The sequence below is a fragment of the Paludibacterium paludis genome (genome assembly GCF_018802605.1).
GTDB lineage: Bacteria > Pseudomonadota > Gammaproteobacteria > Burkholderiales > Chromobacteriaceae > Paludibacterium > Paludibacterium paludis.
This window is the reverse complement of the sequence record NZ_CP069161.1, coordinates 596021-611398: the sequence shown is the minus strand read 5'-3', so window position 1 is coordinate 611398 and position 15378 is coordinate 596021. Positions and strand designations below refer to the sequence as shown.

Below are 15378 nucleotides of genomic sequence, written 5' to 3'. Positions count from 1 at the left end.
AGCTGTTAATTATCGTATCGTCCCGCCAGGGGGTAACTTGAGTCCGCGCGGCCCCGCTCAGGTCCGGGCTTCGCACAGGGCGCCAAGAATGCGCTCGACGGATTTCATGGCCTGGGCGAGCACCGCGCCCGATGATGAGAAGTCCACGCGGTGATGGCTCTCCGCCCTCCCCGCCGAATGATTGCCGACCACGGCGAGCAGCGCGTAGGGCAAACCCAGCTCCCGCGCCAGCGCCGCTTCGGGCATGGCGGTCATGCCGACCATGTCCGCGCCGTCGCGCTCGAAGCGGTTGATCTCCGCGATGGTTTCCAGGCGCGGCCCCTGTGTGCAGGCGTACACGCCGCCATCGATGACGGGAATCCCCGCCCTGTCCGCCGCCGCTTTCAAGCGCAGGCGCAGCTCGCGCGAGTACGGGTGGGTGAAATCGCTGTGCACCACGGGCTTGTCGAGCCCTTCGAAAAAGGTGTGCTTGCGGCCGTAGGTGTAGTCGATCAGATCATGGGGAATGACCACCGAACCTGGCGACATGTCCTGGCGAATGCCGCCGACGGAGCCGACGGCAATGATGCCGGATACATTCTGCTGCTGCAGTGCCCAGATATTGGCACGGTAGTTGATTTCGTGGGGGGCCAGGGAGTGACCGTAACCGTGCCGGGCGATGAAGACCAGATTGATGCCGGCGATGCGCCCGAACGTCAGCGCGCAGGAAGGATCGCCGAACGGTGTCCGGACCACCTGGCGGTGGGTGATTTCCAGTATCGGCAATCGGGCCAGGCCACTGCCTCCAATGATTGCGAGCATACCGCTGCCCCCGTGTGTTTGTTATCTTGCGAGTTTAAATGCTTTGGCTGCCGGTGAACAACAAATCTAAGTATTCATAACTTGTAAATTATTCCCTTGCCACCCGGCCCGGCGCGCGGGAGCATCAGTCGATGCTTATCAGTACCATACGATGGGCATTCCGTCCGGCTATCCGGAATACAGCGGAACACTACCCTGCACAGGTACACTCAAGGCTATACTTGCATCACATGCTGGCTTGACGGGATTTCCCGGTCTCCGACGACAAGGACAGGGCAATGGAAAAAAAGAAAAAGTTGGTCATCATCGGCGACAGCGCGTTCGCCGAAGTGGCATACGAATGCTTCACCCATGACTCCGAATACGAAGTGACGGGATTCGCCGTCGAAGAAGCCTTCATGACGAAGGACAGCCTTTTCGGCTTGCCTGTGGTTCCCTTCGAACGGCTCACCGAGCATTTCCTCCCCGAGGACACCGAGTTTTATGCCGCGCTGGTCTATACAAAACTCAATCGCGTGAGAACGCGGTTGTATGAGGCCGCCAAAGCCAAGGGATACCGTCCCGCGAGCTATGTCAGCAGCCGGGCGTTCGTCTGGCACAACGTCGAGATCGGTGAACATTGCTTCATTTTCGAGGACAACACCCTGCAGCCCTTCGTCCGTGTCGGCAACAATGTGGTGATGTGGAGCGGCAACCACATCGGCCACCACAGCGTGATCGGCGACAATAATTTTATCGCCTCGCATGTGGTGATCTCCGGTTTCTGCACCATCGGACGGAACTGTTTTCTCGGGGTCAACGCCACACTCGCCAACAATCTGACCATCGGCGAGGACAACTGGATCGGACTTGGCGTGACGATCACCCGCGACACGCCGCCCGATACGCTGTTCAAGGGTGTGCAGCCACCGCCTTCTCCGGTGCCGGCCAGCCGCTACTTCAAAGTCTCGGCGGAGTGACCATCACCATCCTCTCCGACGGACTTGGCGCCCATGCCCGGCCCTTCGCGCTGGACGGGCGAGCTTCATGAAATGGTAAAGATTATGCAATGGGAAAAACTCGGTGTTGTCTGGAAACCCGACGGGAGTCTGCCCTGGGCACGCAGTCATGCCAGTTGCCCGACGCCGGTCAGGCTGCGGGATGGCACATTACGGGTATTTGTGCAAAGCCGCGATGCGAATAATGTAGGAAGAGTCGGATACGTCGATCTGGACCCGGACAACCCACGGCGCGTGCTGAATGTCTCCAGGACTCCCGTTCTTGATGTAGGAGAACCGGGAACCTTCGACCATAGCGGCATGCTGCAAACGTCCGTCGTCCCGATGCCGGACGGTCGACTCTTTCTGTACTACGTCGGTTTCGAATTGTGCCACTCCATCCGCTACCGGCTGCTGACAGGACTCGCTGTCAGCGAGGATGGAGGGGACACATTCCGAAGAGTCCGCCCCACTCCCATACTCGAGCGCAGTCCCACCGAACTGTATTTTCGGGGCGGTCCCCATGTTCTCCGGGAAAATGGTCGGTTCCGAATGTGGTACGTCGCCGGCAGCACGTGGGAAGAGATCGATGGCAAATCCATGCCGGTGTATGAGCTACGCTACATCGAGTCGGAAAATGGAATCGATTGGCCCGACTCGGGGCGCCTGGTCTTCAGCTTTCACAACGATAACGAGCATGGACTCGGTCGACCGGTCGTTTACCATGATCCCGATGGCTACCGCATGTATTACTCGATACGCCGACGCAACCCGGCACGCTATGGCATCGGTTACGCCATCTCGCAAAATGGTCTCGCGTGGGAACGCAAGGATCACCTGGCCGGGATCGATGTCTCGCCCGATGGCTGGGATGCGCAGTCCGTCGAATTCGGTTTTGAAATCGAAGCGGGCGGACACACTTGGCTGCTCTATAACGGCAATGACTTCGGCGGCACCGGCTTCGGCATCGCCAGACGGGTTGTCCCCTGAGGCATCAGGGTCGCCAGCGGGTTGCCACAGGGGCGCTGGCGAAGATCATCGTTTGTGCATTCGGGTGAAACCCCGTGCGCGCATCGACGAGCGAGAAACCACGCTCCGCGATCACCCGGTGATGAACCGGATTGTTGTAGACGATCACGCAGTCACGCCCCGCCAGCCGATCCAGCATGGCGTTCAGAATGACCGCATCGAACGGGTTATACAGATAGACGATCACTCTCTCGCCATACACGGCGAAATCGATTTGCGTCGCGTCCCCGACAAAAAAACCTCCGTCGGAGCCGAACAGTTGGCGGTGATTGCGCCGCGCCGTTTCGATGAACGGCCGGTAGTAATCGATCCCCGCCACGTTTTGTTTCAGGCCATTGCGGCGCAATTCCCGCGTCCAGACCAGTACCGCCTTGCCCTTGCCGCACCCGACATCGAGGAAAGCATATGTGGAGAAATCCTCGCCCAGCCCCCCCCGCAACGTACGAAAAACGCGTTTGATCTCCGAGGTCCATGAGCACATGTAGAGCACCCCGTGTTCGAAATGCTCGGGGTGATCCACAAAGCGCTCCTTGGGCAACCAGGTATGCGTATCCGTGCCATTGAGCAGATCGAACAGGTGCGACTGGAAAAAATACATGACCGGCGTGCGCGGACCTTTGGCCCGCAACATGCGCCAGTAATCCATCATGCCCATGCCCCCCCCCTGCGTGCGGTTACAGGGAGGCCAGATCGGCGAGGATGTCGTCGACCCGATTGTCCCAGGTATGCCGTGCGCGGATCTCGTCGTAGGCGCTGCGACTGATCGCCTCCCTGGCCTGAGGATTGGCCAGATAAAACTCCGCCACATCCGACAAATCCGCAAGATCGAACTCCAGATAATGAACACCCGGCTCGAAGCAGGCATTCTGATCTCGGACTTCACAGCGGTTGGCGAGCACCGGGCCACCGAAAGATGCCATGCAATCGAGTACCCGCGGGTGATGGACCGTCCCCCCATTATGGATATTAAGCGCGGATGTTTGATAAATCGACTGTGTCTGGTCCGCTTCCCGCGCCTCTCCGCAATAGGACGATGCGAACTCCGGCCAGGACGCCCAGTCTTCCGGACCGAACAGGCGACAATCATACCCCCTTTCGAAGAGGGCTCGCACCACGCGGGAACGGTTGGCACCGCGAATCATTTCCTCGCGGAACCAGGAGAGGTTTTCCGCGGGAAGACCTCGCGCCTCCACACCCAGTGTCAGGAAAAAGGTTTCCACCAGTTGATCCATCAACTCCAGCGGAAAATCCAGCGAGTTACCCTGAACCTGCGCCAGGAAGTCGAAATAATCCTTGCCGGAGAACGTCCGGCCATTGCCCAGCGTGAACGAGGTGTCGCGCATCGACACGTTGGGAATGTAGCCGACCAGCGAAAACGAAGAGCGCACCTCGCGCTCCCGGGCGGCTTCATCGACCGGCTCCGCGGCGAAACGCAATTGTCCGACCAAGTGATTCGGTCCCAGCCTCATCACCCCGGCGAGGCGCTCCGACACGAAATAAAAAATATCGTCCGAAGTATCGCTCTCGAAATAACGGCGCAGATCTACTCCGTTGAACTGATTATCCTGCAACCAGTGAATATGTCGTGCCGCACGGTAACCGCGGGTGACATCGGAGCAGGCACCGTTGATCGTGAAAATCACGTCGGGCTGAAAATTCTTCAGAAACAGGTTTTCGGCATCGTTCGGCATACCCGGGGTCTGGATCAGGCAGTCGACCCCTTTGCGCAGGAACGCCCGCCTCAGTGCAAACACCTGATTGAGGTAAAAAAACGAGAGGACGGGAATCTGTAACAGAATACGGCGAAGGTGCATCGTTTTCCTTTTCTGGCCGGCCAGGCCGGACACCATGGCTTTAGCGTTTACCGGACCAGTCCAGTATCACGCGGATACAGCGTTCGACATCGTCGGGCGTCATGGTCGGCCCCATCGGCAGGCTCAGTACCTGCCGATGCATGCGTTCACTGATCGGGAAGGACTTCGCGGCCAGAACCGAACCGGCATAGGCTCCCTGCCGGTGCGGTGGAACCGGGTAGTGGATCTGGCTCGCGATACCTTGCTCGCCCAGATAGTGCCGCAAGTCGTCGCGCGCCTCGGTGCGGACCACGAACAAATGCCAGACCGGCAGGCAGCCTTCGGACACGACAGGAAGCACGAGCGGTGTTCCGGCCAGCCCCGCAAGGTATCTGGATGCGATATCGCGGCGAGTGCGGTTTTCCTCTTCAAGATGGCGCAGTTTGACGCGCAGGAAGGCCGCCTGCAGTTCGTCCAGCCGGCAATTGTACCCGGCCAGATCGTGCTGGTACTTGATGCTGGAGCCGTAGTTGATCAGCTTTCGCACCCGCTCCGTCAGCTCCGGATCGTTGGTGGTGATGGCGCCGGCGTCGCCCAACGCGCCCAGATTCTTCCCGGGATAAAAGCTGAACGCCGCGGCGTCGCCCAGCGAGCCGGCGGGACGGCCCCGATAGAGAGCACCATGCGCCTGGGCCGCATCCTCGATGACCTTGAGTCCATGCCGCCGGGCAAGAGCCAGAATGGGATCCATGTCGGCCGTTTGACCGTAAAGATGAACGGGCACGATGGCGCGTGTTCTCGGTGTCACGGCGGCGGCGAGACGCTCCGGATCGAGGTTGCAGGTCGACTCGACAGGCTCGACAGGAACGGGCGTGGCGCCCGACTGACTGACAGCCAGCCAGGTGGCAATGAACGTGTTGGACGGCACGATCACCTCGTCACCCGGACCGATACCGTAACCGCGCAAGATCATGTGCAACGCATCAAGGCCATTGCTGGTACCGATCGCGCAGTCCGTTCCGCACAGGGCGGCGAATTCGCTCTCGAAGGCGGCCAGCTCGCCGCCCTGGATATACCAACCGCCTTCCAGCACGCGCTCGAAGGCTTCGCGCAATGCGTCGCGGTGCCGCAGATTGATGGTTTTCAGATCCAGAAACGGAATGGTCACGTCAGGTTCCATTGATAGCTGTCATGCGTTATGGCCCGGCCACCGAAACTTTCCTTGTAGCGCATGAGCCCGGAGTTGAGAAAACGGCCGTCCTGTTCCGTGCTGATTCCGAAACTGAACCAACGTTTGCCGGCGAACTCGTGTTGAATCAGGTGATCGAGCAGAAAATCCAGGGCGCCCGACTCCATGCCTTCGGCAGAGCTGGCCAGGTACTGGGTATGCACGGCATGTCCGTAATCGAAAACCCAGCTCGCCGCCAGAAGGTTCTCACCGGTCCAGGCGCCAAAAAGCCGGATCTGCTCGGGGAAACGGGATTGCAGCAGGGCCAGTTCCTCCACGCTATGCACCGGGGACACGCCATGTCGGGCCAGAGCCTCGCTCAACAGGGTGTGGAACGCCTCGAAGAACACACCTTCGCGAATCACAAGCCCGTTCGCGGCGGCCTTGCGCAACGAGCGCCGCCGCAATTGATTCGGCTCGCAGGGGTTGGCAAGATCGATCACGCATGACAGATCGCGGCGGACAAGCTGCGCGCCCTGACGGAACAGCGCGTACAGATCGTCTTCGGCGGGGTAGCGATGAAACAGGGCGGGGATACTCTTGTAGACGATCGAATCGATCCCCTTTTGCCGCCAATGCCCGGCGAGCGCGTCGAAAATCTCGAGGACCTCCTCGGCCCGCACATCACGACCGAACAGCAGCCCGCCGAACGTCAGACCGCCATGACATACGAGGCGGTTACCCTCGCGATTAGCGGCAAACGCGGCGACCGGACGCTCCTTCCGGTAAATCAGCAACGAGGCGTCGTCGAACCGATGGGCATGGTAGTCCATGTAGGAACGCGCGTGCAGGAAAGTTCCGTTGCGCGCGTCACCCACGACCCGGTTCCAGACCGCCTCCTCGTTCTCACGGTAATCGGCAAGCCGCCATACCCCACAGGAGCTCATGCGCTATTTCTAACCGTCGATATTCGTGCGACCGGGCAAGGAACTCGGTGCGCTCAGTGCAACATTGGCGTACTGCAGAAACTGGTCGTAATCCCGTATGTAATCCTGTTCGTCATACACCTGATCAGCCAGCACCATCAGCACGCAGTCTTCGGAAAAATCATACATTTCTCGCCACATCATCGGAGGAACGAGCAATCCTTGCGCGGGATTGTCCAGACTCAGTTCGATGCGCTCCCGGCCGTTATCCAGCACAAAGTGGCAGGTCCCGCGCACGGCGATGACCAGTTGCGTCAAGGTCTTGTGGGCATGCAGCCCGCGCCGGACACCCGGCTTGGTGTCGAACAGGTAGTACACGCGCTTGACGTTGAAGGGAACATTCGCGTTCTCTTCCAGGGCGATCAGCCCCCCCCGCTCATCGCCATGCCGCTGCAGAAGAATCAATTCAATGTTCATTGAGAACACCCGGACTGTGTCGGTTTAGTATGCCTTGGCGGCGCAGCGGGCCGGTCGGATCACCAATCGGCAGCGCTACCGCGAAAACGCCAGTATTCATGAATTTCCCGGTAATGGATAGACAATTATCAACAATATGGCGTATTACCAAAATCACGGCGCCTCATCTGGCATGACACCCCGCCGAGCAAGGCCATCCTGCATTTTAGGCACGAATCCCGTCATACTTCAGGACACATCTCCAGAGTCAGGAAGCGTCAAAGCAGAATACCGTCCTCGTCGGGCGGAGGGGCCGGCGGCACCGCCTCGCCCAGCAGTTCCTTGAGATTGCCTTCGATGGCATGGCTGATCGCCTTCAGCGGCAGATCGTTCGGGTGCGTATCGAACGGGTTTTCAATCTGCTCGCCCAGCGCGTCCAGGGCGAAGAACGTGTAGGAAACGATGGCCACCACCAGCGGCGTAAGATACCCGACGGTATCGATCAAGCCGAACGGCAACATGAAGCAGTACATGTGCACGGTACGGTGCAACAGCAAAAGATATGCGTAAGGCATTGGTGTCTGACGGATACGCTCACAGCCGCCAAGAACATAGGACATTCTGGTGATCTGTTCGTCCATCGAGGCGAGCAGCACGGGAGGCAGGTCATGACTCCGGGCGAGGGAGGCCTGATGGCGGCCCAATCTTTCAAGAATGAGATTTGGCCGGTTGGCGGCCGCCATCACCACCTCGAGCTCCCCGGCCGGCAGCAACCTCTGCAGATCTTCGCGCGGATCGCTGTCGCGCAGGTGGTGACGCAACGCGTGGCCGAACGCGCAGATACGATACAGCCGGTTTCGGGCGCCCTCTTCACCGATGTCCGGTGTCAATGTCAGGGTCTGGCGCGCGAGATTGCGCGATACGATGAGCAACTCCCCCCACAATTTTCGGCCTTCCCAAAAGCGATCGTAGCAGACACTGTTGCGAAACCCCAGGAAGATGGCCAGTGTGAGACCGATCAGGGAAAACGGTGTCGCGGTGAGCGTCACCTTGAAATGGTAGAGGGTACCGTGGGTCACGGAAACCGCCAGGGCGATCAGCACCGTGAACAGCACTTTGCCCCAGATGAAGGGAATGATGGATCCATGGCGGGAAAACAGCATGGACAACGTGGAGGGCGCCTTGGGGCGGATGATCATTCCGGCAGATTCCTTGTGCGCGACCGGCGAGTCGCGATCCCGCTGCGTTGTTGGGGATAGTGGGCGGCGAGCGCGGGGCCGGCATCCAGAATGTGCTTGCGCAAACTGGCCGCGGCGCTCACGGCGTCCTTGCCGCGGCATAGCGCCAGCAGCTCGGCATGCTCGCGGTACGACTGCTCGCAGCAATCGGTCAACATGATCTGTATGCGGGTATAGCGATCGGTGCGATTGAGCAACTGCCCGATCATGGCCAGGGTATGAGGACGTCCCGCGGCGCGATAAAGCGTCAGATGGAATTCCGCGTTCAGCAACCCCCAGCGGGACACGTCGCGCGCATCCAGGGCCGCCTTGAATTGCCCCAGCAGCGACTCCGCCGTTTCCAGATCGCCCCGGGTCTGCCGCGGAACCGCTTCGAGCAGGATGTCGCACTCGAGCAAGGCCCGAACCCGCAGCAGCTCGAGAATCTCATCCAGCGACAACTCGGCGACCACCGCGCCGCGATGCTCGACAATCTCCACGAGTCCCTCGGCCTCCAGCTGCCTGAGCGCTTCGCGGACCGGAACGCGGCTGACGCCAAGCTCGCGGGACAAGGCCTCCTGACGCAGCTGGGTACCGCCGGGCCACTCCCCGCTCAACAGGCGTTGCCGCAGGGTTTCTGTCGTTGATGCCGTAAGGGTTTGCGCACTGTGACCGCGAGCGGAGTCCGACATGATGTTTTCCGGTGGTGTCGCCGGTTGTTTATCCGGAAGGAGGCCGTCCTCCTCCCGGGTATTTCACGCGCTTATTTCAGGGCGTGGATGGCGGCGAGGTTGCGCCAGGCGCCGCGCACGTCCATGCCGTAACCGAAGACATAGCGGTCGGGCACGTCAAGACCGACAAAGTCCGCGGCCATCGGCTTGGCCTTGTTGATCAGCTTGTTGGCGAACACGCCGCTGTAGAACGCCTTGGCGCCCATTTCCAGAACCTTGTCGCGGATGGCGGCCATGGTATGGCCTTCATCGAGGATGTCATCGAGCACCAGCACCACGCGATCCTGGACATCCTCCTTCGGTGCCTGCTTCCAGACCAGTTCGCCGCCCTGGGTCTTGTCGCCGTAGCGGGAAACATGCACGTAGTCGAAATCCAGGGGGAATTTCAGACGGGGCAGCAATTGGCCGGTGAACACCACCGCGCCCCCCATCACGGACAGTACCAGCGGGTATTCGCCGCCCAGTTTCGCCGTGATTTCTTCGGCCATGCGGTCGACGGCGGCGCTGACTTCCTGTTCCGTGAAAAGAATGTCAGAGCTATTGAGAATGCCAAGGGCTTCGGCAACGTTGGCCATGAGGATGAACTCCTTCCTGCTTCCTGAAACAAAAAACGCCGTATCCCGTCAGGACGGATACGGCGCAATCTCACCAATGAGCGATTACTGCGATCCAAGCTTCGCCAGATAGTCGGCGAATTCGCCACCCACTTCGTGATGCTTGAGTCCGTAACTGACGGTTGCCTTGAGGTAACCAAGCTTCGATCCGCAATCAAAACGGGTGCCACTGAACGGCAGGGCCAGCACCGGTTCTTCCCGGAGCAGCGCGGCGATACCGTCGGTCAGCTGGATTTCTCCCCCTGCCCCTGCCGTTGTGTTCAGGAGTTTATCAAAAATACGCGGGGTAAGAATATACCTGCCTACCACGGCGAGGTTGGAAGGAGCATTTTCCGGGCGGGGTTTTTCGACGATCTGCACCACGCGCTGGGCGCCGGTGCCACTCGCGTCGCCCTCGACCTTGACGATGCCATAGGAACCGGTATCCTCCGGCGCGACGGTTTCCACCCCCAGCACCGAAGCGTGGGTTTCGTCGAACACTTCGACCATCTGCTCCATCGCGCCCGGCTCGGCATCGATCAGATCGTCGGCGAGAATCACGGCAAACGGCTCATCGCCGACCACCGGCTGGGCGCACAGAACCGCATGGCCAAGCCCCAGCGCGACCGGCTGGCGAATGTAGATGCAGGTCACCGAGCGGGGGATGATGCCCTGTACGATGTCCAGCAGCTTTTGCTTGTTCTTGTTCTCCAGCTCGGTTTCGAGCTCGTAGGCCTTGTCGAAATGATCCTCGATGGAACGCTTGTTGCGGCCGGTAATGAAGATCAGTTCGGTGATTCCGGCGGCGATGGCTTCCTCGACCGCGTACTGGATCAGGGGTTTATCGACGACCGGCAGCATTTCCTTGGGGCTGGCCTTGGTGGCCGGCAAAAATCGGGTTCCCATCCCGGCGACCGGGAAAACGGCTTTGGTGATTTTTTTCATCGCGATCCTAATAGCAGTGCGCAATCAACAGTGACATTATGCCGCCCGAATCCGTCAATCGAATCCAGCACATGGTCATTAAAAAAGGATTTTAAAACAGCAATAAGACATTTCGCCACCCGACCAGCGCAAAAACGGGCAGTTTTTCCCTATTCACGCCAGCAAGGCAAGCAGCCCGGGCTCATCGAGTATCGTAACCCCCAAGGCCAGCGCCTTTTCCAGCTTGCTGCCCGCCGCCTCTCCCGCCACGACGAAGTGCGTCCGGGCGGAGACACTGCCGCTGACTTTGCCTCCGGCGGCCTCGATGCGCGCCTTGGCTTCGTCGCGGGTCAGCGTCGGCAGCGTGCCGGTGAGGACGAAGGTTTTGCCCGCCACCGGGCTGTCGGCCGGCGCCGACGGCGCGGTCTCCATGGGCCAGTGGATACCGCTCGCGAGCAGGTCGCGCACCACGGCCACATTCATCGGCTCGGCGAAGAACTCGACAACCGACGCCGCGACAATCGGGCCGACATCCGGCACGGCAAGCAGCCGGTCGGTGAGCCGGGCCCGGGCCATGGCATCATCGGATTCGTCCTCCCGGCAAGCGGGAAACAGATCCTCGACATCCGGAAAATGCCGCGCCAGATCGCGAGCCGTGCTCTCGCCGACATTGCGGATACCCAAGGCGAAAAGGAAACGCGGCAAAGTGGTGGTTTTGCTCGCCTCGATCGAGGCGAGCAGATTGGCGGCGCTTTTCTCGCCCATGCGCTCAAGCCCGGCAAGGTCTTCGGCGCGCAGTCGGTACAAGTCGCCCGGCGTTTTCACCCAGCCCAGATCCACCAACTGCTCCACCAGCTTCTCGCCCAACCCTTCGATATCCATGGCGCGCCGCGAAGCGAAATGAATCACGGCTTGCTTGCGCTGTGCCGAACAGAACAGTCCCCCGGTACAACGGGCGATCGCTTCGCCTTCGGGTCTGACCACGTGGGAACCACACACCGGGCAGCGATCGGGCATGCGCCATGGCATCTCGCGGGGACGCAGGACCGGCTCGACAAGATCGGCTCCCGCTTCGCTGACCATCGGACGCTTGGCGAGCACCACCGACACGACTTCAGGGATGACATCTCCCGCGCGTCGCACCACCACGGTATCCCCCACTCGCACATCCTTGCGCGCCACTTCGTCTTCATTGTGCAAGGTGGCATTGGTGACCGTCACGCCGCCGACAAAAACGGGCTTGAGCCGCGCCACGGGCGTAATGGCACCGGTCCGTCCGACCTGGGTCTCGATCGACTCCACTTCGGTCCAGGCTTCTTCGGCCGGAAATTTGTGCGCGATGGCGAAGCGCGGCGCGCGCGACACGAATCCCAGCCGCTCCTGCTGCGCGCGGTCGTTCACTTTATAAACCACGCCATCGATGTCATACGGCAGCTCGGCCCGCCGCGCCATGATCGACTCGTAAAACGCGGCCACCGCCTCGATGCCGTCAAGCACCGGACGCAACGATTCCGGGACAACGGGAAAGCCCAGGCGGCCAAGCCACGCCATTTCTTGCGAATGGGTGTCCGGACGTACGGCGCCCTCCACCCGGGAGACGCCATAGGCAAAGAATGACAGGCGCCGGGTCGCGGTAATCCGCGAATCGAGTTGGCGCAGGCTGCCGGCCGCGGCATTGCGCGGATTGGCGAACACCTTTTCGCCAAGCTCGGCCTGATGGCGGTTGAGCCGTTCGAAATCCTCCCGCAACATCAGCACTTCGCCACGGACCTCGAGCAGCGAAGGGACGGTGTCGCCATGAAGCCGCAATGGAAGGGAACGGATCGTGCGCACATTTTCCGTCACATTCTCACCGGTGACCCCGTCTCCACGGGTGGCCGCGCGTTCGAACACCCCATTACGGTAAAGCAGGCTGACGGCCAGCCCATCGAATTTGGGTTCGGCGGCATAGCGCACGGCACCGCCTTCGGCCCCCAGCCCCTTGCGAACCCGTTCGTCGAACTGGAACAGTTCGGCATGGCGCTGTTCGGCGGGCTCGGCCTCCATGTCCGAGAACGCATTGTTCAGGGACAGCATCGGCACGGCATGGGTGACACTTTCAAACGCCGGCAACGGCGCGGCGCCGACCTTGTGCGTCGGCGAATCGGCTAACCGCAGATCCGGCCGGGCGGCCTCGAGCGACTGCAGTTCACGAAACAGCCTGTCGTACTCGGCGTCGCTGACCGTCGGGCTGTCTTCGACATGATATTCATAGTTGTAGCGATTGAGCCGCTCGACCAGACTTTCCATCCGGTCCTTGTCGTTGTCGGTACTCATAACAGCGCGTGTCTCTTAAAGAAAACGCCGGCAAATGCCGGCGGAGCGGTTTGTTTCGGAATGCTCGCCCCTGTCAGGCGAACAACCTGAGGGCGGCCACACTGCCAGGCGCGATACCTCTGTCATCCATGCTGCCGTAGATGTGGCGAAGCTGCTCGCGGATGCGGTTGAGTCCGGCCTCGCTGAGCACCTTGCGGTTATCATCCACCAGTTGAGCGTCGAATTCCTGGGCCATTTGGCGCGCGAACTGGATAACCCGGTCAAACACTTCGACCCCGCCGGCCACGCGCGGCACATCGAAAAGCAGCGTGAGCGCCGGAAAACTCTTGTCCAGCAGCGTATGGAGCGTGAACGGCATCTGGTCGGCGGCCAACAGCGAATAAAGGGTATTGCCGGAATCGGCCAGATAATGGAATGCGCCATCGGGTTCGAGCTGCAAGCCCGCCGCTTCCACGTAGCGGCGCAGCCGGGTACCCTCGATCGGCGACCCCGCCACCACGTTGATGCCGATCAGCACATCGACATCGGCGCAAAAGCGGTCGAGTTCGCGCGCAGCCACCAGTTTTTGCTGGCGTTGCGGAAAACTCACCGCGGCATTGTATTCTTCCGCGTAGCGGGTAACCTGCTGGCAAAAGCTCGCCAGTTCCTGTTCGGTCACCGCGCCGCTGCGGTCGACCAGCTGCAGGCCGATATTCAATTGCTTGTACCGGATATTCGGCAGGGTTTCCACCGACCGCCACAATCCCTTTTCGGTCCGGCCAATGATCTGAACCCGCTTGGCCACGTTGAAACGGGGCAGCGCCGCGAGTTCCACGGGCTCGTGGAAGGCCATTTCGGCGATGAAATCCAGCGATGGATCGAGCATCGAGACCACCAGGGCCTGGTGATCGAGAGCGTCCATCTGCGCGTCGTCCTGCGTCGTCTCTTCGACCGGCGCCGGCGGTTCGTGCCGCGGCTCGGGCTGGAAATCGTCGGAGACAGGATCGGCGAACGGGACCTCGTCGTCGATCGCCGGATCGCCCGTGTCGATCAGCACGGGTTCAAGCCGCTCATTGCGCGTGCCGTCGCGGACATGGTTCTTGGGTACCTCGAGGAGCACGTCATCCTGTGGACGCGCGAACGCCTGACTGGTCCGCTTCTTGAAGCGCCACTCCTGAAAGACATTGAATCCGTAGACCAAACCGACCACGGAAACACCCAGTAACACAATACCGATTTGCAATTCGCTCATTAGCCCGTCCGCGTTAAGGCGAATAATGGTCCAGCAATTATATCTGCAACTTGCTTCGCATAGGGAATAGGCAGAAAGACGCCGGACCGTTTTTCTTCCGGGAGTATCGGGCAGGAAAGGGGCGAATGGCAACCGCAAGCTTGCATTTCGTTCTAACTAGAACTAATATTATGCTTCTAAAATATACTTTTTACACCTAGTACCCATGCAGACATCGTTTTTGCCGCTGGTCAGAGAACTGGCCCGCACCTACCAGGCGTTCGAACAGCTCTCCGCCTACCATATCCGCCAACTGGGACTGACTCCGCCCCAGTTCGATGTGGTCGCCACCCTGGGAAACACGCCCGGCATGAGCTGCAAGGAGCTTTCGGAGAAAACCCTCATCACCAAGGGAACCCTGACCGGGGTACTGGACAGGCTGGAGGAGAAAGGCCTCATCCGGCGCAGTGTCGCCGAGCAGGATCGCCGCAGCATCTTCATCGCCCTCACCGGGCAGGGCGAGGCCGTGTTCGACAGTGTCTTCCCCAGTCATCTGGACTATATGGAGAAAGCCTTCGAACCGTTTTGCGCAGAGGACATGAACGCGCTGCGCGAAGGACTGGCCCGGCTGCGCATGGCCTTCACGAAAACTTGCGAGGAGAACCGGCTTGCAAACCGTTAACCGTTATTCCGCCCCCGCCATCGCCCTGCACTGGCTGATGGCCGTCCTGATCGTGGCGGCGTTCTCGCTGGCGCTCTACATGGACGGACTCCCCCTGTCCCCCGCGAAATTCAAGCTGATCGGCTGGCACAAATGGATCGGCATCACGGTACTGGGCTTTGCCGCGTTGCGCCTTGTCGTGCGACTGGTCAAACCCGCCCCGCCCCTGCCTGGCCACATGGGGCCGGTGGAACGCTTCGCGGCGGGCGCCGGCCATGCGCTGCTCTATGTGCTGATGTTCGCCATTCCGCTCACCGGGTGGACAATGAGTTCGGCAAAGGGGTTCCCGGTAGTGTACCTGTCCGTTTTGCCACTTCCCGATCTTGTCGCGGCCAATGAAACACTGGCCGACCGGTTGGCGGCGGTGCACGTCGCGCTCAATTGGCTGCTCGCGGCCTGTGTGGCGGGTCACGTCGTCTTCGCGCTCAAGCACCATCTGATCGACAAGGATGGCACCTTGTGGCGCATGAGCCTGCGCGCGCCCCGTTCCTGATACTCCCACAACGACACGGAGAT

16 protein-coding genes are annotated in these 15378 nt (G+C 60.5%); 4 read left to right on the top strand and 12 right to left on the bottom strand.

Features of this window, described 5'->3' with window-relative positions; translation table 11 throughout:
- Window positions 1-57: 57 nt before the first annotated feature.
- Window positions 58-801: an S-methyl-5'-thioinosine phosphorylase gene (locus tag JNO50_RS02845; RefSeq protein WP_189536598.1), complete on the bottom strand. Its 744-nt coding sequence runs from the start codon at window positions 799-801 to the stop codon at window positions 58-60.
- Between the two features lie 278 nt (window positions 802-1079).
- Between JNO50_RS02845 and JNO50_RS02840 the strand changes: the two genes are divergently transcribed.
- Together JNO50_RS02840 and JNO50_RS02835 are read left to right on the top strand one after the other, a co-directional pair.
- Window positions 1080-1760, top strand: coding sequence for an acetyltransferase (locus JNO50_RS02840; RefSeq protein ID WP_189536597.1), 681 nt, complete (start codon window positions 1080-1082; stop codon window positions 1758-1760).
- 84 nt (window positions 1761-1844) lie between these two features.
- Window positions 1845-2768, top strand: a complete 924-nt coding sequence (locus JNO50_RS02835) for a glycoside hydrolase family protein (RefSeq protein WP_189536595.1) — start codon at window positions 1845-1847, stop codon at window positions 2766-2768.
- Between the two features lie 4 nt (window positions 2769-2772).
- Here the strand turns inward: JNO50_RS02835 and JNO50_RS02830 are convergent, their stop codons facing one another.
- From JNO50_RS02830 to JNO50_RS02780, 11 genes are all read right to left on the bottom strand, one after another.
- Window positions 2773-3462: a class I SAM-dependent methyltransferase gene (locus tag JNO50_RS02830; RefSeq protein ID WP_189536594.1), complete on the bottom strand. Its 690-nt coding sequence runs from the start codon at window positions 3460-3462 to the stop codon at window positions 2773-2775.
- A gap of 19 nt (window positions 3463-3481) precedes the next feature.
- Window positions 3482-4621, bottom strand: coding sequence for a glycosyltransferase family protein (locus tag JNO50_RS02825; protein ID WP_189536591.1), 1140 nt, complete (start codon window positions 4619-4621; stop codon window positions 3482-3484).
- Between the two features lie 40 nt (window positions 4622-4661).
- Entirely contained in the window at window positions 4662-5768 is a 1107-nt protein-coding gene (locus JNO50_RS02820; protein WP_229804922.1) for a DegT/DnrJ/EryC1/StrS family aminotransferase, read from the bottom strand.
- Window positions 5765-6715, bottom strand: coding sequence for a GNAT family N-acetyltransferase (locus tag JNO50_RS02815; RefSeq protein WP_189536586.1), 951 nt, complete (start codon window positions 6713-6715; stop codon window positions 5765-5767). Before JNO50_RS02815 ends, JNO50_RS02820 begins: the two co-directional genes overlap by 4 nt.
- 9 nt (window positions 6716-6724) lie before the next feature.
- The gene (locus JNO50_RS02810) at window positions 6725-7171 is read right to left on the bottom strand and encodes a sugar 3,4-ketoisomerase (protein ID WP_189536585.1); all 447 of its coding nucleotides are present in this window, start codon (window positions 7169-7171) and stop codon (window positions 6725-6727) included.
- Between the two features lie 257 nt (window positions 7172-7428).
- Window positions 7429-8349 (bottom strand): bestrophin family protein, encoded by a 921-nt coding sequence (locus JNO50_RS02805; RefSeq protein WP_189536583.1) that lies wholly within the window; start codon window positions 8347-8349, stop codon window positions 7429-7431.
- On the bottom strand, window positions 8346-9059 hold the full coding sequence (locus JNO50_RS02800; RefSeq protein ID WP_189536582.1) for a GntR family transcriptional regulator: 714 nt from the start codon (window positions 9057-9059) through the stop codon (window positions 8346-8348). Before JNO50_RS02800 ends, JNO50_RS02805 begins: the two co-directional genes overlap by 4 nt.
- A 71-nt stretch (window positions 9060-9130) precedes the next feature.
- Window positions 9131-9673, bottom strand: a complete 543-nt coding sequence (locus tag JNO50_RS02795; protein ID WP_189536580.1) for a hypoxanthine-guanine phosphoribosyltransferase — start codon at window positions 9671-9673, stop codon at window positions 9131-9133.
- An 84-nt stretch (window positions 9674-9757) separates the two neighbouring features.
- A complete protein-coding gene (gene galU / locus JNO50_RS02790) occupies window positions 9758-10636 on the bottom strand; it encodes a UTP--glucose-1-phosphate uridylyltransferase GalU (RefSeq protein ID WP_189536578.1) in 879 nt (292 codons plus the stop codon).
- 153 nt (window positions 10637-10789) lie between these two features.
- Window positions 10790-12931, bottom strand: coding sequence for an NAD-dependent DNA ligase LigA (gene ligA, locus JNO50_RS02785; protein WP_189536577.1), 2142 nt, complete (start codon window positions 12929-12931; stop codon window positions 10790-10792).
- Window positions 12932-13004: 73 nt separating this feature from the next.
- Window positions 13005-14162: a cell division protein ZipA C-terminal FtsZ-binding domain-containing protein gene (locus JNO50_RS02780; protein ID WP_189536575.1), complete on the bottom strand. Its 1158-nt coding sequence runs from the start codon at window positions 14160-14162 to the stop codon at window positions 13005-13007.
- A gap of 205 nt (window positions 14163-14367) precedes the next feature.
- On the opposite strand from JNO50_RS02780, the gene JNO50_RS02775 reads away from it, so the two are divergent.
- Both JNO50_RS02775 and JNO50_RS02770 read left to right on the top strand, forming a co-directional pair.
- Window positions 14368-14823: a MarR family winged helix-turn-helix transcriptional regulator gene (locus tag JNO50_RS02775; RefSeq protein ID WP_189536573.1), complete on the top strand. Its 456-nt coding sequence runs from the start codon at window positions 14368-14370 to the stop codon at window positions 14821-14823.
- Window positions 14810-15355, top strand: a complete 546-nt coding sequence (locus JNO50_RS02770; RefSeq protein ID WP_229804920.1) for a cytochrome b — start codon at window positions 14810-14812, stop codon at window positions 15353-15355. Before JNO50_RS02775 ends, JNO50_RS02770 begins: the two co-directional genes overlap by 14 nt.
- Window positions 15356-15378 lie beyond the last annotated feature (23 nt).